The organism is Stenotrophomonas maltophilia (genome assembly GCF_002799155.1).
Lineage (GTDB): Bacteria > Pseudomonadota > Gammaproteobacteria > Xanthomonadales > Xanthomonadaceae > Stenotrophomonas > Stenotrophomonas maltophilia_R.
The window spans coordinates 2,076,650-2,097,517 of record NZ_NERD01000002.1 but is presented as its reverse complement, the minus strand read 5'-3'; the positions used below and the strand labels follow the sequence as shown (position 1 = coordinate 2,097,517).

Genomic DNA, 20,868 nt, shown 5'->3' with positions numbered 1-20,868 from the left:
TCGGCATGTACAGGAGGGAGGCGCTGGCGGCCATGGGCCCATGCGCTGCCGTGTAACGGGCAGCTTGGGAGGCCGGTAACGCGCCAGGTGGGAAGGAATGTGTCGAAGAAACTGGAAACGTTTCCCATTGTCGCTGCGAATCATTCGCATGGCATTTGAATACGGTCAAACCGATTGGTCATTACGGCCAAGTTGACGGGGGTGCGGAACATACGCCAGCGTTTTGGCGATATATCCGTACGGAATTCCATACATAAACTTAGGTTGAGGTTTCATTGCTGGAACGATCCTCCGCGGACAGGCTGTGGGCCAGCTCGTCACAGCGGCCGGCGTAAGGTGATTGATTGGCGGCCGCGCGCCGCATCGATACCCCACCGATGGAGAATGCAGATGATTGATTACCAGTTGACCGGCAAGACCGCGATCGTGACCGGCGGCGTGTCGGGCATCGGCCTGGCCGTGGCGCAGACGCTGGCCGCGTCCGGTGCCCGTATTTCGGTCTGGGACCTCAAGCAGGATGCGGTGGATGCCACCGTGGCGCAGTTGCACAGCACCGGTGCACAGGCCATCGGCATCGCGCTGGACGTGACCGACGACGTGGCGGTGGAGGCAGCGGTGCAGCGCACGGTGAAAGAACTGGGCGGTGTGCATATCGCGGTCAACAACGCTGGTATCAGTGGCCCGGCGGCCAGCAGCGGTGACTATCCAATCGAGGGTTGGCAGCGCGTGATCGATGTCAACCTGACCAGCGTGTTCCTGTGCCAACGTGCGCAGATCCAGACGATGAAGGCGGCCGGAACAGGCGGCAGCATCATCAACATGGCCTCGATCCTGGGCCAGGTGGGCTATGCCGGTTCCACTGCGTACGTGGCGGCCAAGCACGGCGTGGTCGGGCTGACCCAGACCGCTGCCTGGGAACATGCTGCAGATGGCATCCGGGTCAACGCAGTGGGCCCGGGCTTCATCAGCACGCCACTGCTGGAGAAAATGGACCCGAAGGTGCGCGCGACGCTGGAAGGGCGGCATGCGCTGAAGCGGCTGGGCACGGCCGAGGAAGTGGCGGCATTGGTGGCCTGGCTGGCGAGCGACGACGCCTCTTTCGCGACCGGCACCTACTACGCGATCGATGGTGGTTATCTGGCGCAGTGATGCGCTGATTGCCGATGGCGCCGGGCATGGCCCGGCGCTACCGGGTGAACGGACCGTGGTGCCACCTTCACCCCCGTCCCACGCCGTGCACGCAACGCTCCGGGAAAATCCCGGAGCCTGCCCATGGAACTCACCCAGGATGTCTCGATCCTGCTGCGCGTAGCCGCAGCGATGTTGTTTGGCGGCGTGCTCGGGGTCGAGCGCGAAATGGGCAAGCATGCTGCCGGCCTGCGCACGCACATGCTGATTGCCGGTGCCGCCGCACTGATCGTCGGCCTCGGCGACTCGGTGGCCGAACATTTCCAGCAGGAGCGCTACCGCGACCTGCTGCAGGTTGACCCGGTACGCCTGATCGAAGCGGTGGTGGCCTGCGTGGGCTTCGTGGCCGCCGGGACCATCCTGCGCGGTTCACGCGAGGACCAGGTCAGCGGATTGACCACCGCAAGCTCGCTGATCATGGCGGCGGCCATCGGCATCGCCGTGGGTATCGGCAAATACATGATTGCGATCGGGGTGAGCGTGCTGTGCGTGCTGGTGCTGGCAGTGATGCGGCGGCTGGAGAAGCGGATCTCGTAGGAAGTGCGGAGTTGCCGGGCAGCGACCGGCACTACCACTGCCATGCATAATGGTCGGACCAATATGGCAACTAGCCCTATGGTCTAATAGGCGCTTCGCCGGAGCGGCGGTTAAATCCGCTCCACGTGGTTCGATGATTCCGATTATTGGTACGACCAATAAGTATCGACCACGGCGACCCACCGCCTGCGGTGGAGCACATCCCGCCCCAGTCGAGAGCCTTCATGCAGCCCTGGCAACACCTGTACGACCCCGCCGGCAACCTGTGGTTGTCCAGCCTGATCGCGCTGTTGCCGATCGCGTTCTTCTTCGTTGCCCTGGCCGTGCTGCGCATGAAGGGCTGGCTCGCCGGCACGATCACCGTGGCCATCGCGCTGGGCGTGGCCCTGCTGTTCTACCGCATGCCGTTGAGCCAGGCGCTGGGCGCGGCCGGTTTCGGCTTCGTCTACGGCCTGTGGCCGATCGCCTGGATCATCATCGGCGCGGTGTTCCTCTACAAAGTCTCGGTCAAGACCGGGCAGTTCGACATCATCCGCGCATCGATCCTGTCGGTCACCGAAGACCAGCGCCTGCAGATGCTGATGGTTGGTTTCGCCTTCGGTGCCTTCCTGGAGGGCGCGGCCGGTTTCGGTGCGCCGGTGGCGATTACCGCGGCACTGCTGGTCGGGTTGGGCTTCAAGCCGCTGTATGCCGCCGGCCTGTGCCTGATCGTCAACACCGCGCCGGTGGCGTTCGGTGCGATGGGCATTCCGATCATCGTGGCCGGGCAGGTTACCGGCCTGGACGCGTTCGAGATCGGCCAGATGGCCGGCCGCCAGCTGCCGTTCCTGACCCTCATCGTGCTGTTCTGGATCATGGCGATCATGGATGGCTGGCGCGGCATCAAGGAAACCTGGCCGGCGGTGCTGGTGGCCGGCGGCTCCTTCGCCATCGCGCAGTACCTGACCTCCAACTTCATCGGTCCGGAGCTGCCGGACATCACCGCGTCGCTGGCGTCGCTGGTCTGCCTGACCCTGTTCCTGCGCCGCTGGAAGCCGGTGCGGATCTTCCGCTTCGACACCGAAACCAGCGCCGAGGCGGCGGCACAGGCACTGGAGGCACCGCGCTACAGCGTCGGCCAGATCGCCAAGGCATGGTCGCCGTTCCTGATCCTTACCGCGATGGTCACGCTGTGGAGCATCCAGCCGTTCAAGTCGCTGTTCGCGGCAGGTGGCCCGCTGGAAAGCTGGGTGCTGAAGCTCCCGGTGCCGGGCCTGGACCAGAGGGTGCAGAAGATGCCGCCGATCGTGGACGCGCCGCTCAGCTACGAGGCGATCTACACGTTCGACTGGTTCTCGGCCACCGGTACCTCGATCATCCTCGCCGCGGTGATCGCCATCATCGCGCTGCGCATGCCGGCCCGTTCGGCGTTGCAGACCTTCGGCGAAACCGTGCGTGAGCTGCGCATGCCGATCTATTCGATCGGCATGGTGCTCGCCTTTGCCTTCATCGCCAATTATTCAGGCCTGTCGGCCACGCTGGCGCTGGCACTGGCGCACACCGGCGACGCGTTCCCGTTCTTCTCGCCGTTCCTGGGCTGGCTGGGCGTGTTCCTGACCGGCTCGGACACCTCGTCCAACGCCTTGTTCTCGGCGCTGCAGGCCACCACCGCGCAGCAGATCGGGGTGTCCGACGTGCTGCTGGTGGCGGCCAATACCACCGGTGGCGTTACTGGCAAGATGATCTCACCGCAGTCGATCGCCATTGCCTGCGCCGCGGTCGGCCTGGCCGGCAAGGAATCGGACCTGTTCCGCTTCACCGTCAAGCACAGCCTGATCTTCACCACGATGGTCGGCCTGATCACGCTGGCGCAGGCCTACTGGCTGACCTGGATGATTCCCTGAGTCATGCACGGTCAGCCGACCATCCGTTGCGCGCTTCGGGCCACAATGGCGCCATGAGCACGCAACGTATTTCGGACAAGGTGGCCGCGCAGCTGCGCGGCCTGGTGCAGGAACAGCGGCTGCAGCCGGGTGACCGGCTGCCGGCCGAGCGCACCCTGGCGGTGCAGCTGGGGGTCTCGCGCACGGCGCTGCGCGAGGCCATCGCGCAGCTGTCCAGCCAGGGGCTGCTGACTGCACGGGTCGGTGGCGGCACCTACGTGGCCGAACCCGCGGCACGCGCGCGGCAGGCGCTGGATGAACCGCTGGCGCCCTACCTGCCGCTGTTCCAGGGCGACCCGGAATACCGCTTCGACGTGCTGGAGATCCGTCACGCGCTGGAAGGTGCCACCGCCTGGCATGCGGCGCTGCGCGCCACCGATGAGGATCGCACGCGTATCGCCCAGGCCTTCCAGACCATGATGGACGCGCACGGCAAGGACGATCCCACCGGCGAGGCCGAGGCCGACGCTGCCTTCCACCTGTCCATCGCCGAGGCCTCGCACAACCTGGTGCTGCTGCAGGTGATGCGCGGCCTGTTCGACCTGCTGCAGACCAACATCTCGCAGAGCCGCGAAAAGCTCTACACCTCGGCGAGGACCTTCTCGCCGCTGTCCGACCAGCACCGCGAGATGATGGACGCGGTGCTGGCCGGCGACCCCGAACGCGCACGCGCCGCCGCGCACGCCCACCTCGAGTTCGTGCATACCACGCTGCGCACCCTCGATGACAACGAAGCCCGGCGTGCGCGGGCCTCGCGTCTACCTTCCCCACACGGTTGACCCCATGATCATCTCCGCCTCCACCGATTACCGTGCTGCGGCCGAACGCCGGCTGCCGCCGTTCCTGTTCCACTACATCGATGGCGGCGCGTATGCCGAGCACACGCTGAAGCGCAACGTTTCCGACCTGTCCGACATCGCGCTGCGCCAGCGCATCCTGCGCAACATGTCCGACCTGAGCCTGGAAACCAAGCTGTTCGGAGAAACGCTGGCGATGCCGGTGGCGCTGGCGCCGGTCGGCCTGACCGGCATGTATGCACGGCGCGGTGAAGTACAGGCGGCGCGCGCCGCTGACAGCCGCGGAATCCCGTTCACCCTGTCCACGGTGTCGGTGTGCCCGATCGAGGAAGTGGCGCCGGCCATCCAGCGGCCGATGTGGTTCCAGCTGTACGTGCTGCGCGATCGTGGCTTCATGCGCAATGCGCTGGAGCGGGCACAGGCCGCGGGCGTGACCACCCTGGTGTTCACCGTGGACATGCCGGTGCCGGGCGCGCGCTACCGTGACGCGCACTCGGGCATGAGCGGACCGAATGCCTCGCTGCGCCGCATCGGCCAGGCCATCACCCACCCGCACTGGGCGTGGGACGTCGGCCTGTTCGGCCGCCCGCACGACCTGGGCAACATTTCCACCTACCGGGGCAACCCGACCGGGCTGGAGGATTACATCGGCTGGCTGGGCAGCAACTTCGATCCGTCCATTTCCTGGAAGGACCTGGAGTGGATCCGCGAATTCTGGAAGGGCCCGATGGTGATCAAGGGCATCCTCGACCCGGATGACGCACGCGACGCGGTCAAGTTCGGCGCCGACGGCATTGTGGTCTCCAACCACGGTGGCCGCCAGCTGGATGGCGTGCTGTCCACCGCGCGCGCACTGCCGGCGATTGCCGATGCGGTACAGGGCGATCTGAAAATTCTCGCCGATTCGGGCATCCGTACCGGCCTGGACGTGGTGCGCATGCTGGCGCTGGGTGCCGACACCGTGCTGCTGGGCCGTGCTTTCGTCTATGCACTGGTCGCGCAGGGCGAGGCCGGCGTGGCCAACCTGCTGGACCTGATCGCAAAGGAGATGCGCGTGGCGATGACACTGACCGGTGCGCACCGCATCGCCGACATCGGCCGCGATTCGCTGGCCAGCCTGCCGTGAGTGGCCACGATGCCATGCTGGCGCAGTTGCGCGATGCGGTCGGCGGCCGCCATGTACTGACCGGTGACAAGGCCACCCGCCGTTTCCGCCGTGGCTACCGCTTCGGCGACGGTCCGGTGCTGGCGGTGGTACGCCCGGGTACCTTGCTGGAACTGTGGCACGTGCTGCAGGCAGCGGTGCAGGGCGGGGCGGCGATCATCCTGCAGGCGGCCAACACCGGCCTGACCGGTGGCTCGACCCCGGATGGCAACGACTATGGGCGTCCGATCGTGCTGGTCAGCACGCTGCGCCTGACCGGGATCCAGCTGTTGAACGAGGGCCGGCAGGTGCTGTGCCTGCCCGGCGCGACGCTGGACCGGCTGGAGCAGACGCTGGCGCCACTGGGCCGCGAACCGCATTCGGTGATCGGCTCGTCCTGCATCGGCGCCTCGGTGCTGGGCGGCATCTGCAACAACTCCGGTGGCGCGCTGGTGCGTCGCGGCCCGGCCTACACCGAGCTGGCACTGTATGCACAGGTCGATGCGCTGGGCCAGCTGCAGCTGGTCAACCATCTGGGCATCGCGCTGGGCGATACGCCCGAGCAGATCCTGCAGCGCCTGCAGGCGGGCGACTACTGCGCCGCTGACGTGGGTGACGGTGACGGCCGCGCTGCCTCCGATCCTCGCTACGCCGAGGAAGTGCGCCGGGTCGATGCCGATACGCCGGCGCGCTTCAACGCCGATCCCAGTCGCCACTTCGAAGCTGCCGGTTCGGCCGGCAAGCTGGCGGTGTTCGCGGTGCGCCTGGATACCTTCGAGAAGGAGGCCGCCGAGGTCTTCTACATTGGCAGCAACCGTACCGACAGCCTCACCGCGATCCGGCGCCAGCTGCTGACCGGCTTCGAGCGCCTGCCGATTGCCGGTGAGTACATCCACCGCGATGCCTATGACATCGGCGAGCGCTACGGCAAGGACAGCTTCCTGCTGATCGATCGCCTCGGCACCGCACGCGTGCCCGCCGCGTTCGCCTTGAAGAGCCGGGTCGACGGCTGGTTCGAGCGGCTGGGCCTGCGCGGGATGACCGATCGGGTGATGCAGCTGCTGACCGGCCTGTTGCCGTCGCACCTGCCCAAGCGCATGGGCGAGTTCCGCCAGCGCTACGAACATCACCTGTTGCTGAAGGTGTCCGCGCAGGATGCAGCGGACACCGAGGCCTGGCTGCGCGGCTTCTTCGCCACGAACGAGGGCGACTATTTCCACTGCACGGCGGACGAAGGGCGCAAGGCCTTCCTGCATCGCTTCGCCGTGGCCGGCGCCGCGGTGCGCTACCGCGAAGTGCATCGCAGCCAGGTGCAGGACATCGTGGCGCTGGACATCGCCCTGCGCCGTGATGACGCCGACTGGTTCGAGCAGTTGCCGGCCGATATCGATGGCCGGCTGCTGCACAAGCTGTACTACGGGCACTTCCTGTGCCACGTGTTCCACCAGGACTACATCGCGCGCAAGGGCGAAGACCCGATGGCGATCGAGCATGCGATGTGGGCGCTGCTGGACCAGCGTGGCGCCGAGTATCCAGCCGAGCACAACGTTGGCCACCTGTACCCGGCCAAGCCGGCGCTTGCCGGTTTCTACCGGCAGCTGGACCCGAGCAATACGTTCAATCCCGGTATCGGCCAGACGTCGAAAGCCAAGGGCTGGGGTGGCTGCGACTGTAGTGGGCACTAGCGGCGAACTCTCCGAAAATTCGGATTTCTTGCATTCCTCACTGATCGGGTTGGCACTAGGCTGAGATCTTGGTTGAGACGGATACAGAATCAATGCAGGGTGCAGATCAGATATGGGCGTCCATCAAAGCGTCGCTTCACGAGAAGGGTTGTCTGGATGAAGTGCAGTTGCGGCCCGGAGCCTCCGAAAGCGAGTTGGTTGAACTGGAAGTCCAGCTTGGAGTCGCTTTGCCAGATCTGCTAAAGCAGCTGCTGATGATTCACGACGGGCAGGATGGGGCCGGGCTTCTGTTTGGCAGTCAGATGCTCTCGTCCAAGGAGATCGGGCGGCAGTGGCAGGGTTGGCGTGAGATCGAGGCCGACGGCATGAACGAGGACTGCGCGGAGTTCATGAAGTCGAGTCCCGCGGGGGTGGTGAAGCCGATGTATACCAATGCGCGTTGGATACCGCTGACTCAGGATGGTGGCGGCAATCACATGGGATTGGATTTCGACCCCGACATTGGCGGTACTGAAGGACAGATGATTGCCTTTGGTGCGGATGAAGACACCAAGTACCTTCTCGCTCTCACTTTCGCTGACTTCGCTGAAAAGGCTGTGGAGTGGATCACTCAGGCAAGCTGGGATGGTGAGAATCTCGAGTCGTCAACTGATGACGGCTTCGCTCCCCCGGCCATTCTCCGTACTACTGGCGGGGCGTAGTTGGGAGCGCCGTTCTGACAGGTAGTGTGCCGCTTGGGTTCCGGTTCACCGGGCTGGTCGCGATCGTTCCGTTATTCCTGCGCTACCATCTTGATTCCACGAGCAGGAATCTCCTCCATGCCCCTCATCGTTGCCCGCACGATCCTGTGCGCTGCACTGCTGGCAACCCCGGTGCTGGCGTTGGCCCAGGGCTCGATCCTGCCGCAGCAGCGTGACGCCGCCGGCAATGTGATGGAGCCGCTGGGGCAGGTGTTGATCGCCAATGAGGAGGGACCGGCGGGGCTCTATGACTGCACGCGGGACGGAAACTGGTGCGTGCGCGTGCAGCCGGTTGCCGAGGATGGTGACCGGCCGACCGTGCTGGAAGTGCTTGAGAAGGGGCCGGGCCAGGGCAAGCCACACACCTACCACGTCAGCATCGACGTGCCGCAGGAAAGCGAGCTGTCGCTGTGGCCGTGGATCGTGCGTCTGGCGCCTGGCGTGGGCAGCGATGAGGCAGTGAGTGACCCGCGGCAGCGTGCCCGCCAGAACGTGCTGGTGGGCGGCATCGTCAAGTCCAGCGCGATGTACTCCGGTGGGGGTGCCGACGCGTCCACACTGCAGCTGGCGCGCGTGCGTCACCTGCAGGATGACATCCAGGTGGACGATGACGTGCTGACCCTGCCATGGCGGGGCAACGCGATGATCCGCGCCTGCTTCAGCGAACAGGACATGAAGCAGCGCGCAGGCGCCTGCCACGACGAATATGGGTTCTCGGCGAAGCTGGCGCTGGATACGGCCGCTGGGGGCATGCCGGTGCTGCGCTACCAGACGGTGGCGACGCGGTTCCCGGCCGGTGCCTCACGCTTCGAGGATTCTCTCGCCAAGGGGCCGCTGAAGAAGAAGGACCTGCGCACCGAGCAGGACCCGGCGTGCAGCTATACCCGCCTGTTCCGCTTCAGCAATGGGGTGTTCCACCCGGACCAGGAACTGCCGGATTGTGCGGGGTATACCGAACCCTGATCCCTGTAGAGTCAAGCCGTGCCCGACTCGCCTTTTCGGTAGAGCCGAGCGTGGGCTCGGCACTACAAAAACTGCGGGGCGCTTACTCGCAGCGGGTGGCGGTGATGATGTTGTCCTTGTCCACGTACACGCGCAGGCGGTCGTGGCGGATGTCCCGGGTGGTGATGGTGTTGGGGCCGATCGGGTTGACCAGGCCGGCGCCGCTCTCGCTGGACAGGCGGCGGATGTTGGGTTCATTGGCCGGCTGGCCGATCGCCCAGCCCAGCTGGCTGGCATCGCACTGGCCGGTGCCCTTGACCTGCGGGCCTGGGGTGCTGACACAGGCCGACAGCAGCAGGGCAGAGGCCGGCAGCAACAGGGACAGACGGAAGGCGGACATGCGAGCGCTCCTGCGCAGGGGAAGATGGCGGGAACGATAGCACCAGGCGCGCGAAAGGCGTCAGCGTCCTGGTCATTGCCGGCACAGCGTGGTCACTGCATAGTGGGAGGGTTGACTGGCAGCGCGCCAGCGGGCAGGCCGGGCCATTCCGGTGCAGGCGTTGGTACGGTATGACGGCAGGCAGTTTCCGCGACAAGGGCAGGGTGATGACGGTACTGGCAGTGTCGGTGCTGGGCGTGGCGTGTGCCGCCACCGCCGCCGAGCCGGTGCCCGCCGCCGCTGCGGAAACGCCGGTGTTCGGCGCCTGGCGCAACCTGCAGACCGAGGCCGGCTACGCGCCGGCCCAGCGCAACCTGGCCTTCGCGATGCTGCCGCAGGCTGCGACCCGTGGCGATCGATTCGCCGTTGTCGACCGTGAGGGCAAGCGCGTGGTGTGCTGCCTGCAGGTGGCCAGCCCGTCGCTGGGCGTGGCCACGCTGCGCGAGCAGTACCACCTGCCGCAGGCCTGGGTGACCGACCTGAGCAATGGCCGCAGCCCGGCGCGTCCTTATCTGCCGCATGTCTATGCGATGCAGCGGGTGGACGAACTGGCCGACTATGGCTTCACCGATGTGCCGGGCGCCTACAGCGACCTGGGTGGGCTGCTGATTCCCGAAGGCGCCGCCCTGGAGGCCGACGGCAATGCCGTCCTGCTGGGCGAAAACCGATATTCCCTGCATTTCCAGCGCCAGCCGCACGCCGATGACGATGGTGCGCTGGACCGCTACACCCTGCAGGGCGGCGACAGCGGGGCCCCGTTCGTGGTTGAAGTGCCGTTCGGCACTTACTGATTGCAGCACGGCACTGGCTAGAATGCAGCGCGGCGCCGTCTGCCGTGCCTGTTCCGTGAGTCGCTGCCGTGTTCCTGCGTCCCTTGCTGCTGTCGTCCCTGCTGCTGTTGTCCGCCTGCGCCAGCGCGCCGCCTCCGCCGCCGGCCACTTCCGATGCGCTGTGGCGCCTGATCGAGCGTGACTGCAAGGCGGCAGGAGGCCCGCGGGGCAGCTGCCTGCGGGTGGACACGGGCGCCGACCGCCGCGACGTGCTGGTCAAGGATGCGCACGGCGACTACCAGTTCCTGCTGATGCCGCTGGACAAGGTCAGTGGCATCGAGAGCCACGGCCTGTACCAGCGTGGGGCGCCCAACTATTTCGCGGCCGCCTGGCAGGCGCGCGGGCATACCGAACAGGCCCTGGGCCAGCCGTTGCCGCGCAACGTGGCCAGCCTGGCGCTGAATTCGCCGCATGGCCGCTCGCAGCACCAGCTGCATATCCATGTCGACTGCCTGCGCGCGGATGTGCTGCAGGCGCTGGATGCACATGCCGGTGCGCTTGGTCCGCGCTGGTCACCGTTGCCGGTACCACTGCGCGGGCATCAGTACCAGGCCTATCTGCTGCCGGGCGCAGCGCTCACCGCCAATCCGCTCAACCTGCTGGCCTACGGCCTGAGCGGGGTGGGCGACGTGGGCCAGTGGAGCCTGGTGGTGGCCGGACGCGATGACGTGCAGGGCGGCCCCGGCTTCATCCTGCTGGCCACCCGCGTGGATGCCGCCAGCGGCAACGATGCCAGCGGCGAGGAGCTGCAGGACCACGCCTGCACGGCGCTGACAGGTGCCGGTGCGGCACTGGAACGGGTGCGTTAGCCGATCCGCTGCTGGCAGCTGCGCCAGGCCGGCGCTGTAAGCGCCAGCAACTGGCGGTCATGCCATCCCTGTGCGTCCAGATGGTAGTCGCGCAGGATCCCCTCGCGGATGAATCCATGGGCCTGCAGCGCCTGCGCAAACGGGGTGGTGCAGCCTGGCGGCAGCAGCACGAAAACGCGGTGCAGGCCGACATCGTCGAACAGGAACGGGCACAGCGCCCTCAGTGCCGCCTGCGGATGGGCGTGCCGGTGCTGCAGCGATTGCAGCTCGGCGCAGCGCGAATGCAGCGACTGCAGGCGGATATGCAGCTGGTCGTGCAGGACGCCCTGTGCGTCGTCGAACACGCCCAGCACCAGCAGGTCGTTGTCTTCCTGGAGGCGTGAACGATAGACGCTGGCGAGGAACCGCGCCTCTTCATCAATGCCATGGGGATGCCGCTGGCCACGCTGGCGACGGTCGTCGAAGGCGCGCCAGCGTGGCAGGTCGGTGCGCTGGAACGAACGCAGGGTGATGGGCGTGGCCTGGAGGTGCAGCAAGTGGCGGCGCAGGACGGGGCGTAGCGAAGCGAAGGGGGTGGAAGGGGCGCTGTTGGTCATCCCGGCACGATGCGCATCGCGGAGGCGCCAGGCCATGCAATTCATTGCAAAAAACGTGGCGGTGCCGGGAACGGGTCTGATTCAGTTCAGGCATAACGCCATCAGGGCTGGTCATTTCCGTTGAAACCACCCATTCAGGACACTTTCGTTACGGGATCGTTATGTGCCGCACAGGCACTGGCCCCGTACTGCCGCCCACTCCCCCCAGGAAGCCCATGTCCGCCTCCCCCAAGGCGATGCGCCCGCGTCCGCTGGTGCTCGCGCTGTCGTCCCTGATGCTGGTCCCGCTGCCGGCCTTCGCGCAGGAAAGCGCTCCCACCACACTGCAGGAAGTGAAGGTCACCGGCTCGCGCATTCCACGTGCCAGTGTCGAGGGGCCATCGCCGGTGACGGTGATCAGCCGTGAGCAGATCGACGCGCAGGGTTACCGCAACGCCTTCGACGCCCTGAGTGCACTGACCGAGAACACCGGCAACGTGCAGGGCGAGGACTTCGGCAATACGTTCACGCCGGCCGCCAACACCATCAACCTGCGCGGGCTGGGCCCGAACCGCACGCTGGTGCTGGTCAACGGCCGCCGCCAGGCCGATTACCCGCTGGCCTACGAAGGCTCGGTGAACGTGGTCAACCTGGCCAACATCCCCAGTGCGCTGATCGAGCGCATCGAGGTGCTGGCTGCGGGCGCGTCGGCGGTGTATGGCTCCGACGCCATTGCCGGTGTGGTCAACATCATCCTCAAGGACCGTTTCGAGGGCGTCGACGTGAACGTGCGCGCCGGTGGCACCCAGCAGGGCGGCGGTGACAACCAGCGCGTGCAGGTGGTCGGCGGCACGTCCGGCGAACGCTGGGACGGCCTGTTTGGTTTCGAGTTCGATGTGCGCAAGGCGATCCACGCGCGCCAGCGCGACTTCATGGATTCACTGGACGATGATCCGGCCGGCAAGGCACCGCAGGCAACGGCGATTGCCTATCGGCGCAACGCGGCTACCGGGCGCAACATCGATCCGGGCGTCAATGGCTGCGACGGGGCGTCCGGCATCTACGGCGGCAGCGTGTTCCGTGCCAACAACCCGCGCCAGGGGTGGTACTGCGGCAGCAACGAGGCAGCGGCCAGCTACTGGACCGTGCAGACCGAGAAGCGCAACCTCAATGGCTATGGCCTGTTGACCTTCCATCTGGACGAGCACACCGACCTGTTCGCCGACCTGGCGGTGGGCAGCGCGCGCATCAGCAACAATACCCGCGCCCCGACCTGGACGTCATCGCGCAACTACTTCTACAACCAGAACACCGGCAACCTGGAGAGCTGGTACCGCCGGTTCGCGCCGGAAGAGATCGGTGGCCTGCCGCGCAACGCCAACCGGTTCCTGGAGAACTCGTGGTCGTTCAACGTGGGCGCGCGCGGCCAGATCGGCGACAGCGGCTGGGATTATGAAGCGGTCTACAGCCGGTCCCGCTACGAGAACCGCACCCGGCGCCCGGTGCTGCTGGCCGGCATAAACGAGTACCTGCTCGGCCCGCAACGGGGCGTGCGCAACGGCGTGGAGGTCTACGCGCCGGATCCGTCGCGGCTGTTCCAGCCGCTGACGCCGCAGGAATACGGCCGCCTGTCCGGCTACCAGGAAAGCCGCAACGCGGCATGGCTGCAGGCCTTCAGCGCCAGCGTCAACGGCCGCCTGTTCGCACTGCCGGGCGGTGACGCTGCGCTGGCGGCGGTGGTCGAGGCCGGCAGCCAGGGCTACCGCAACCGCCCGGACCCGCGGCTGGGCACCGGCGAGTTCTGGAATACCAGCGCCGGTATCGGTGCCGGCGGTGATCGTGACCGCTATGCAGCCGGCGTGGAGCTGCAGTTGCCGCTGCTGCAATCGCTGACCACCACGCTGGCCGGCCGCTACGACCAGTACCGCGCCGGCGGCGAGCACATCGGCAAGGCGACCTGGAGCTTCGGCGTCGAGTTCCGCCCGATCGAGAGCCTGTTGATCCGCGGCTCTGCTGCGACCAGCTTCCGTGCGCCGGACATGAACTACGTGTTCGCCACCGAGACCCGCGGCTACAACCCGGGCATGACCGACTACTGGCGCTGCCGCACCGCAGGCCAGTCGTACGACAACTGCGACTACAACGGCCTGTCGATCGACTACAGCAACCGTGCCAACGCGCAGCTGCAGCCGGAAACCGCGAAGTCCTATGGTTTCGGCGTGGTCTGGTCGCCGCTGTCCGGGCTGGATTTCAGTGCCGACTACTACGACATCCGCATCGACAACGAGGTGACCAGCCTCGACACCAACCGCATCCTGCGTGACGAGGCCGATTGCCGCCTGGGCCGCACGCTGGGCGGCGAAGCACGCGACATCGGTTCGCCATTGTGCCAGGACGCGCTGTCGCGGGTGATCCGCAATCCGTCCACTGCCACGGTGCAGCCGGACCAGGTGACCCGCGTGCTGATCAACCCGATCAACGCGGCCTCCGAATCGGTGCGTGGCCTGGACCTGAAGGGCAACTGGCGCTTCGATGCCGGCCGCTATGGCCGCTTCACCACGCGCCTGGCCTATACCGTGGTGCTGGAGCACACGTACCGCCAGTTCTCCGATGATCCGGAGCGTGACATCCGCAATTCGCTGGATGACTACCAGTGGCGCAGCAAGGCCAACGGCAGCATCACCTGGAACCAGGGTGACTGGACCACCACGCTGTATGGCAACCGCTTCGGTTCGCTGCCGAAGACCGATGGCAGTGGCCGCATCGCGCCGTACATGACCTACAACGCCAGTGTGTTCCGCCAGTTCGGCGAGAATCTGTCGGTGGGTGTGATCGTCAACAACCTGCGTGACAGCCGCCCGCCGGCGGACAGGAACGGAGGTGGCTGGCCGTTCTATCCGGTCGGCAACTATGACCCGTATGGCCGCCAGTACTGGCTGCAGCTGGACTACCGGTTCCGCTGATCCGGCACGCAAGCAGAAGGCCCGGCACTGCCGGGCCTTCAGTTGTCTCGATGTGCGGTTCTGCTGCGCCCGCTCGGCGCCTAGGGCAGCGCCTGCTGCAGGTACGACTCGATGACGTAGCTGAAGGGCTGCTGCTGGCGGTCGCGCAGCAAGGCGCGCACTTCCAGGATCACGCCATGGTCGCCGTCGCCACGCGGCGGCCAGAACGTCTGGTCGGCCAGTGTCTGGCGCTGGAAGCCGAGCGGACCGACCACGCGGCCGAAGGGTTCGTCGGTGCTGTCCAGCACCTGGTTCATGGCCGGACTGAGGTGGCCGGGCAGGTACCAGTTGTCGGCCTCGGACAACACGCGGCTGCCGCAGACCAGCTGTACGCGGCGATAGCGCAGGTCGGTGCCGGGTTTCGCGCCCAATGCCTGCAGCACGTCGGCCGGCACCGGCTTGTCCTGGCCGTGCACGCGCACCGCGCGTACCCGTGCCTGTTCGGCCAAGCCGTGCTCGGCGCACCAGTGTTCCAGGGTGGCGGTGGCACTCTGACCGGACAGCACGCGCTGGTGCAGCCGCTCGACCAGCGCCGCCGGGGCGATGCGCTGTTGCCCAGGCGGCGCCTGCAGCGGCGCGGTGGCGGCGGCATCAGTGGCGGACAGGCTGGCGATCGGGGCAGCAGCCAGCAGGGACGCGGCCTGCCAGCGGCGGAGACGATCGTGGCGGTCGGACGGGCCCATGCGGCATCACAGCGGAAACAGGTGCCTATGGTACCCGTTCAGGCGTGTGCACGGCGTGGCTGCGACCGGTGGTCGCGGCGGCATTCATCGTTCTGATGAATGTGTGGCATCCAGATATTTCGTTGGCCGATGGCGGTGCCGGCGCGCAGGATGGCGCCATGACTTGGCTTTCCGGGGAGTTTCCGATGACCCTGCAGTTCATCCACGGCGGCGTCGACCGCCACGGCGCACCGCTGCATTTCCATATCCGTGATGGCCGCATCAGCGGGCTCAATGACGATGCCCGGCCCGCCGATGGGGCAGAAAGCGTCGACCTGCAGGGCTTCGCGGTGCTGCCCGGCCTGGTTGACGGCCACATCCACCTGGACAAAAGCTTCGTCGGCGACCGTTGGCACCCGCACCAGCCGGTGAACAGCCTGCGTGAACGGTTGGCGGTGGAAAAGGCCGCGGTGGCGGGTGCCGCACCGATGGTGGAACGCGCCGAGGCATTGATCCGCCAGTGCAGCGGCTTCGGCACCGTGGCGATGCGCTGTCACGTCGACATCGACGGCAGCACCGGCCTGCGCCACCTCGACGCGGTGCGCGAGGCGGCGTTGCGCTGTGCCGACATCATGCGCATCCAGCTGGTGGCGTTCCCGCAGGCCGGGGTGATGTCCTGCGCGGGCACCGCCGCGGTACTCGAGCAGGCCATTGCAGCGGGCGTGGAGGTGCTCGGTGGCATCGACCCGACCACCCTGGATGGCGATGCTGAAGGTCAACTGGCGCTGCTGTTCGGCCTGGCCGAGCGCTATGGCGTGCAGCTGGACATCCACCTGCATGAGCCCGGCGAAACCGGCCTGGCCCAGTTGCTGCGCATCGCGGCGCGCACGCGGGCTGCCGGGCTGCAGGGGCGGGTGGCGGTCAGCCATGCCTATGCGCTGGGAGAGGTGCCGCTGGCGCGTGCGCTGCAGGTGGGCGAGGCGCTGGCGACGGCGGGCGTGGCGATCATGAGCAATGCCCCGGGCGACCATCCGTTCCCGCCGCTGCGCGCACTGCATGATGCCGGCGTGCGCGTGTTCGCCGGCAACGACAACATCCGCGACTGCTGGTGGCCGTACGGCAACGGCGACCTGCTGCAGCGGGCGATGCTGCTGGGGTACCGCTCGGGCTTCTACACCGATGCCGACCTGATGCTGGCGCTGGACATGGTGACCACCCATGCCGCACAGGTGATCGGGCTGCCACAGTACGGCCTTGCAGAAGGACACCCGGCCACCTTCGTGGCGGTGCGTGCCGACCACGGTCCGGCGGCCGTGGCTGCAGTGCCGGTGGAACGACGCGTGGTGGTGGACGGCCGCTGGCTGTAGATCCACGCCGTGCGTGGATGACTGTGGCCGCGCGGTGGTTCCAACCACGCATGGCGTGGATCTACCCATCACGCCACGCCGGTTCCGATTGCGCCGAGCCATGCTCGGCGGCTGTTCAGGCGTAATCGTCGGCGCGGGTAGCGACGAACTCTTCCAGCCACGCCAGCAGGTGGGCGATGTCGATGACCTCACCCTGTTCGACGCGCTTGAGCAGCAGTGTGCTGGCGCCGATCTGCAGGCTGCTGTCGGCGTAGCGCAGCACCGCGTCGATGCCCCAGGCATCGGTGACCTGCATCCAGGCCAGGCCGGGCACGCGCTGGGCCAGGGTATCGCCGAACGCCACGCCCAGTGCTTCCCAGCCGTCGCAGTCGTCATGATCGATCAGCTCGGCATCGACCACGCGCTGCAGCGTGGTGGCCGCCAGCGGCCACTGCACCGGCAGCGCCGGGAAGCCGACGGCCACGCGCGCGGCGATCAGCGATCGCTGGTGCTGCAGGTGCGCCTGCAGGGCGGCGGGCAGGGGATCGAAGCGGGTGGGGATTTCGCCGGACATGCTGCATCGGGTGCGGGATCAGCGGGCACTCTACGGGGCGATGCTGCCCGCCGTGCGGCCGGATTGACCATATGTCGATGCTTGATGCGCGAACAGCATCCACGCATGGCGCGGATCTACCGTGGTCAGTCCGGCTCGCGCTGTACCTGCCGCCACAACTCGCTGGCAAGAGCACGCACCGCATCGTCGGCGTCCGCACGATGCAGCAGGCCGATCTCGTAGTTGTCGATCACCGGCAGGTCGCGCTCGCCATCGATGATGCGGTGTTCGCGGGTGACCGCGCGGCGCGGCAGCAGGCTGATGCCGATGCCATCGGCCACCGCGCCCTGGATGCCGCTGAGCGAGGAACTGGTGAAGGCGATGCGCCAGCGCAGGCCGAGTGCCTCCACGGCGTGGATCATCTCATCGCGGTACAGCCCGCGCGGCGGGAAGGTGACCAGCGGCAAAGGGTCCTGCAGCAGGCAGCTGCTGCGCAGGCTGTCGATCCAGTGCATCGGCTCGCGTCGGCAGTGCACCGCCTGGCGGGTGTTGCGGCGTTGCTTGACCAGCACGAGGTCCAGCTCGCCGTGGTCGAAGCCGTGCGCCAGGTCACGGCTGAGGCCGCTGCTGATCTCCAGCTTCACCTGCGGGTGGCGACGGCTGAAGGCGGCCAGCATGCGCGTGGTCTGCGCGTTGACGAAATCCTCGGGCACGCCGATGCGGACGGCGGTTTCCACGGTGGCGCCCGCCAGCGCCTGCGCCATTTCCTCGTTCAGGTCGAGCATGCGCCGCGCGTAGCCAAGGAGGGTGTGGCCGGCGTCGGTGGGGTGCACGTCGCGGTGGCCGCGCTCGAGCAGGCGATGCCCGGCCAGCGCCTCCAGCCGGCGCACCTTCTGGCTGACCGTGGACTGGGTCGAATGCAGGCGCGTTGCCGCCGTGGTGAAGCTGCCGCAGTCGGCCACCATCACCAGCGCCCGCAGCAGGTCCAGTTCGAACAGGGTTCTATTCGATTTGGCACTGTCTTGCATTTGAACATTTCACTTCTGGATACCCAGGCCGACTTCTACCATGCAGGGCAGGGGCCGGCAATGCCCGGCCGTTGCTACCGTCACGCGGTGATCCGTGCTGATGGACAGGAGGAGACACCGTCATGCGCTTCCATCGTTCGCTTCGCTGGCCTACGCCGGTCGAATGCAGGCGCGTTGCCGCCGTGGTGAAGCTGCCGCAGTCGGCCACCATCACCAGCGCCCGCAGCAGGTCCAGTTCGAACAGGGTTCTATTCGATTTGGCACTGTCTTGCATTTGAACATTTCACTTCTGGATACCCAGGCCGACTTCTACCATGCAGGGCAGGGGCCGGCAATGCCCGGCCGTTGCTACCGTCACGCGGTGATCCGTGCTGATGGACAGGAGGAGACACCGTCATGCGCTTCCATCGTTCGCTTCGCTGGCCTACGCCGTTTGCGCGCGTGCTGCTGTTGTTCCTGCTGGCCATGGTCACCCCGGCCTGTACGGCCACGTCCCGGGCCGATGCGGATGCGCGCCTGCGTGATGCTGCCAGCCGCGGCGATGCCGAGGCGGTGCGCGGGGCGCTGGAAGACGGCGCCGATCTGGAGGCGCGCGACGGCCAGGGCCGCACCGCATTGTTGTTGGCGACCCATCGCAACAACGTGGATGCCGCGCGTGAGCTGATCGAAGCCGGCGCCGACGTCAATGCCAAGGATGCGTTGCAGGACAGCGCCTACCTGTATGCCGGCGCGCGTGGCCTGGATGAGATCCTGGCGATGACGCTGGCGCACGGCGCCGATCTGCGCAGCACCAACCGCTACGGCGGCACCGCCTTGATTCCCGCCGCCGAGCGTGGCCACGTTGCCACCGTGCGCACGCTGCTGCGCGCGGGCGTGGCGGTGGACCATGTCAATCGGCTGCACTGGACCGCGCTGCTGGAAGCGATCCTGCTCGGCGATGGCGGCGCGCGCCACGTGCAGATCGTGCAGCTGCTGCTGGAGGCTGGTGCCGACCCGGAGCTGGCCGACGGCGATGGCGTGACGCCGCTGGCACACGCGCGCCAGCGCGGCTATACCGGAATTGAAACCCTGCTGCGCCAGCACGGCGCGGTGCGCTGAATGCAAACCCCTTCCACCCGCACGCTGGGCGTGCCCACCAGGATGCTGTCCATGTTCCGTTCCCGTCCGTTGTCCCTTGCCATCCTCCTTGCGGTGGCACCGCTGTCGGCGTCTGCTGCCGAGCGCGCCGACCTGCTGATCCGCAATGCCACCGTGGTCGATGTCGAGCACGCCAGCACCCTGGCCGGGCAGAGCGTGGTGATCCGTGGCGAGGACATCGTCGCCGTCGGCCCGGACGCGCAGCTGCGCAGCCAGTGGAGTACGGCCCGCCAGATCGATGCCAAGGGCAAGTACCTGATTCCGGGCCTGTGGGACATGCACGTGCACTTTGGTGGTGGCCCGGCGCTGATCGAAGAGAACAAGGCGCTGCTGCCGCTGTACATCGCGCACGGCATCACCACGGTGCGCGATTGCTCCGGTGATCTTCCCGAACAGGTGCTGCAATGGCGCGGTGAGATCGCCAAGGGCACGCTGTTCGGCCCGCGCCTGCTCAGCTCCGGCGCGAAGATCGAAGGCATCAAGCCGGTCTGGAAAGGCACGATCGAGGTGGGCAGCGAGGCCGACGTCGACCAGGCGATCACCCGCCTGCAGCACGACAAGGTTGATTTCGTGAAGATCACCGACAGCACGCTGAAGCCGGAGCTGTTCCTGTACTCGGCCAGTGCCGCGCGCAAGGCCGGCTTCAAGGCGTCGGGCCACATCCCGATGGCGCTGACCGTGGAGCAGGCGGTCGATGCCGGCCTGGCCTCGATCGAGCATCTGGACTATGCATTCAAGGCCGGCAGCAAGGACGAAGCGAAGATCGCCGCCGACTTCGGTGCCGGCCGCATCGACCGCGCCGAAGCCAACCGGCGCCTCGACGCCAGCTTCGACCGCGATACCGCGATGCATGCCTACCGCGATTTCGCAAAGCGCGGCGTATTCGTGACCCCGACCCTCAACGGTGGCCGCATCCTCGACTTCCTCGACCAGGATGACCACGCCAACGATCCGTACCTGGCCTACATCGGCCCGGGCCTGCGCGCGACCTACCAGTGGCGCGTCGACCGTGCCGCCAAGGCAACGCCAGCGCAGATCGAAGCGCGCCACGCGCAGTACCACCAGGTGGCCGCGGTGCTGCCGATGCTGCAGGAAGCCGGCGTGACAATCATCGCCGGCACCGATGCGGGTTTCCTCAATTCGTTCAATTTCCCGGGCATCGCCCTGCACCAGGAACTGCAATTGTTCGTGAAGGAAGGCCTGAGCGCACCGCAGGCGCTGTCCGCCGCGACCCGTTCCGGCCCGGCCTGGTTCGGCCAGATGGACCGCTACGGTGGTGTCGCGCAGGGCAAGGCCGCCGATCTGGTTCTGCTGACTGCCAATCCGCTGCAGGACATTACCGCCACCGAAAAGATCGACAGCGTGATCCTGCGCGGCAACGTGTATGACCGCGCCGCACTGGACAAGATGCTGGCCGACACCAAGGCCAAGGTCGCGGCTTGGAATGCCGAGGCGGCGAAGGCGCAATGATCGACAGGGTCCGATCCCTTCCCACCGGGAAGGGCCCTGACCCTGTGGCCTCGAACGGAATC

At 66.9% G+C, this 20,868-nt stretch carries 19 protein-coding genes and 1 pseudogene; 14 read left to right on the top strand and 6 right to left on the bottom strand.

The features are described 5' to 3' along the window. Positions 1 to 390: 390 nt before the first annotated feature. The 8 genes from B9Y82_RS10275 (at position 391) to B9Y82_RS10240 (ending at position 8,976) form a co-directional block, all read left to right on the top strand. A complete protein-coding gene (locus B9Y82_RS10275; RefSeq protein ID WP_100475210.1) occupies positions 391 to 1,149 on the top strand; it encodes an SDR family NAD(P)-dependent oxidoreductase in 759 nt (252 codons plus the stop codon). Positions 1,150 to 1,272: 123 nt separating this feature from the next. Beyond that, entirely contained in the window at positions 1,273 to 1,725 is a 453-nt protein-coding gene (locus B9Y82_RS10270) for an MgtC/SapB family protein (protein WP_100473111.1), read from the top strand. Positions 1,726 to 1,949: 224 nt separating this feature from the next. Further along, positions 1,950 to 3,608 carry an L-lactate permease gene (gene lldP, locus B9Y82_RS10265; RefSeq protein ID WP_100473108.1) on the top strand — a complete coding sequence of 553 codons (1,659 nt, stop codon included), beginning with the start codon at positions 1,950 to 1,952 and terminating at the stop codon, positions 3,606 to 3,608. 53 nt (positions 3,609 to 3,661) lie between these two features. Next, positions 3,662 to 4,426: a transcriptional regulator LldR gene (gene lldR, locus B9Y82_RS10260; protein ID WP_100473106.1), complete on the top strand. Its 765-nt coding sequence runs from the start codon at positions 3,662 to 3,664 to the stop codon at positions 4,424 to 4,426. 4 nt (positions 4,427 to 4,430) lie between these two features. Next, positions 4,431 to 5,570: an FMN-dependent L-lactate dehydrogenase LldD gene (lldD, locus tag B9Y82_RS10255; protein WP_100473104.1), complete on the top strand. Its 1,140-nt coding sequence runs from the start codon at positions 4,431 to 4,433 to the stop codon at positions 5,568 to 5,570. Further along, positions 5,567 to 7,273 carry a D-lactate dehydrogenase gene (dld, locus tag B9Y82_RS10250; RefSeq protein WP_100473101.1) on the top strand — a complete coding sequence of 569 codons (1,707 nt, stop codon included), beginning with the start codon at positions 5,567 to 5,569 and terminating at the stop codon, positions 7,271 to 7,273. The genes lldD and dld overlap by 4 nt, the downstream gene beginning before the upstream one ends. Before the next feature lie 92 nt (positions 7,274 to 7,365). Beyond that, positions 7,366 to 7,974 (top strand): SMI1/KNR4 family protein, encoded by a 609-nt coding sequence (locus B9Y82_RS10245; RefSeq protein WP_100473098.1) that lies wholly within the window; start codon positions 7,366 to 7,368, stop codon positions 7,972 to 7,974. A 117-nt stretch (positions 7,975 to 8,091) separates the two neighbouring features. Next, complete coding sequence (locus tag B9Y82_RS10240) at positions 8,092 to 8,976, top strand: hypothetical protein (RefSeq protein ID WP_100473095.1); 885 nt, start codon at positions 8,092 to 8,094, stop codon at positions 8,974 to 8,976. Between the two features lie 82 nt (positions 8,977 to 9,058). Here B9Y82_RS10240 and B9Y82_RS10235 read toward each other — a convergent pair whose 3' ends face one another. Continuing rightward, positions 9,059 to 9,355, bottom strand: coding sequence for a hypothetical protein (locus tag B9Y82_RS10235; protein WP_087922875.1), 297 nt, complete (start codon positions 9,353 to 9,355; stop codon positions 9,059 to 9,061). Positions 9,356 to 9,525: 170 nt separating this feature from the next. Here B9Y82_RS10235 and B9Y82_RS10230 point away from each other — a divergent pair, with 170 nt between their 5' ends. Beyond that, a complete protein-coding gene (locus B9Y82_RS10230) occupies positions 9,526 to 10,185 on the top strand; it encodes a decarboxylase (RefSeq protein WP_100473093.1) in 660 nt (219 codons plus the stop codon). 68 nt (positions 10,186 to 10,253) lie between these two features. Further along, positions 10,254 to 11,033: a CDP-diacylglycerol diphosphatase gene (locus B9Y82_RS10225; protein WP_100473090.1), complete on the top strand. Its 780-nt coding sequence runs from the start codon at positions 10,254 to 10,256 to the stop codon at positions 11,031 to 11,033. Here the strand turns inward: B9Y82_RS10225 and B9Y82_RS10220 are convergent. Next, positions 11,030 to 11,665, bottom strand: a complete 636-nt coding sequence (locus B9Y82_RS10220; protein ID WP_100473087.1) for a GNAT family N-acetyltransferase — start codon at positions 11,663 to 11,665, stop codon at positions 11,030 to 11,032. The genes B9Y82_RS10225 and B9Y82_RS10220 overlap by 4 nt on opposite strands. Before the next feature lie 179 nt (positions 11,666 to 11,844). Here B9Y82_RS10220 and B9Y82_RS10215 point away from each other — a divergent pair, with 179 nt between their 5' ends. Next, on the top strand, positions 11,845 to 14,571 hold the full coding sequence (locus tag B9Y82_RS10215) for a TonB-dependent receptor plug domain-containing protein (protein WP_100473084.1): 2,727 nt from the start codon (positions 11,845 to 11,847) through the stop codon (positions 14,569 to 14,571). 80 nt (positions 14,572 to 14,651) lie between these two features. Here the strand turns inward: B9Y82_RS10215 and B9Y82_RS10210 are convergent, their stop codons facing one another. Further along, positions 14,652 to 15,293, bottom strand: coding sequence for a hypothetical protein (locus B9Y82_RS10210; RefSeq protein ID WP_100473081.1), 642 nt, complete (start codon positions 15,291 to 15,293; stop codon positions 14,652 to 14,654). A 185-nt stretch (positions 15,294 to 15,478) separates the two neighbouring features. On the opposite strand from B9Y82_RS10210, the gene B9Y82_RS10205 reads away from it, so the two are divergent. Next, entirely contained in the window at positions 15,479 to 16,639 is a 1,161-nt protein-coding gene (locus B9Y82_RS10205) for an amidohydrolase family protein (protein WP_100475209.1), read from the top strand. Positions 16,640 to 16,754: 115 nt separating this feature from the next. Here B9Y82_RS10205 and B9Y82_RS10200 read toward each other — a convergent pair whose 3' ends face one another. The 3 genes and pseudogenes from B9Y82_RS10200 to B9Y82_RS20865 form a co-directional block, all read right to left on the bottom strand. Further along, positions 16,755 to 17,192, bottom strand: a complete 438-nt coding sequence (locus B9Y82_RS10200; RefSeq protein WP_100473079.1) for a DUF3806 domain-containing protein — start codon at positions 17,190 to 17,192, stop codon at positions 16,755 to 16,757. 125 nt (positions 17,193 to 17,317) lie between these two features. Beyond that, positions 17,318 to 18,199 (bottom strand): LysR substrate-binding domain-containing protein, encoded by an 882-nt coding sequence (locus tag B9Y82_RS10195; protein WP_100473076.1) that lies wholly within the window; start codon positions 18,197 to 18,199, stop codon positions 17,318 to 17,320. Positions 18,200 to 18,356: 157 nt separating this feature from the next. Further along, positions 18,357 to 18,473 (bottom strand): annotated as a pseudogene (locus tag B9Y82_RS20865) (LysR family transcriptional regulator); the annotation flags it as partial. A gap of 122 nt (positions 18,474 to 18,595) precedes the next feature. Here B9Y82_RS20865 and B9Y82_RS10185 point away from each other — a divergent pair. Then, complete coding sequence (locus tag B9Y82_RS10185; protein ID WP_100473074.1) at positions 18,596 to 19,297, top strand: ankyrin repeat domain-containing protein; 702 nt, start codon at positions 18,596 to 18,598, stop codon at positions 19,295 to 19,297. Between the two features lie 51 nt (positions 19,298 to 19,348). Further along, positions 19,349 to 20,806 (top strand): amidohydrolase family protein, encoded by a 1,458-nt coding sequence (locus B9Y82_RS10180; RefSeq protein WP_100475208.1) that lies wholly within the window; start codon positions 19,349 to 19,351, stop codon positions 20,804 to 20,806. The last annotated feature ends 62 nt before the right edge of the window (positions 20,807 to 20,868 follow it).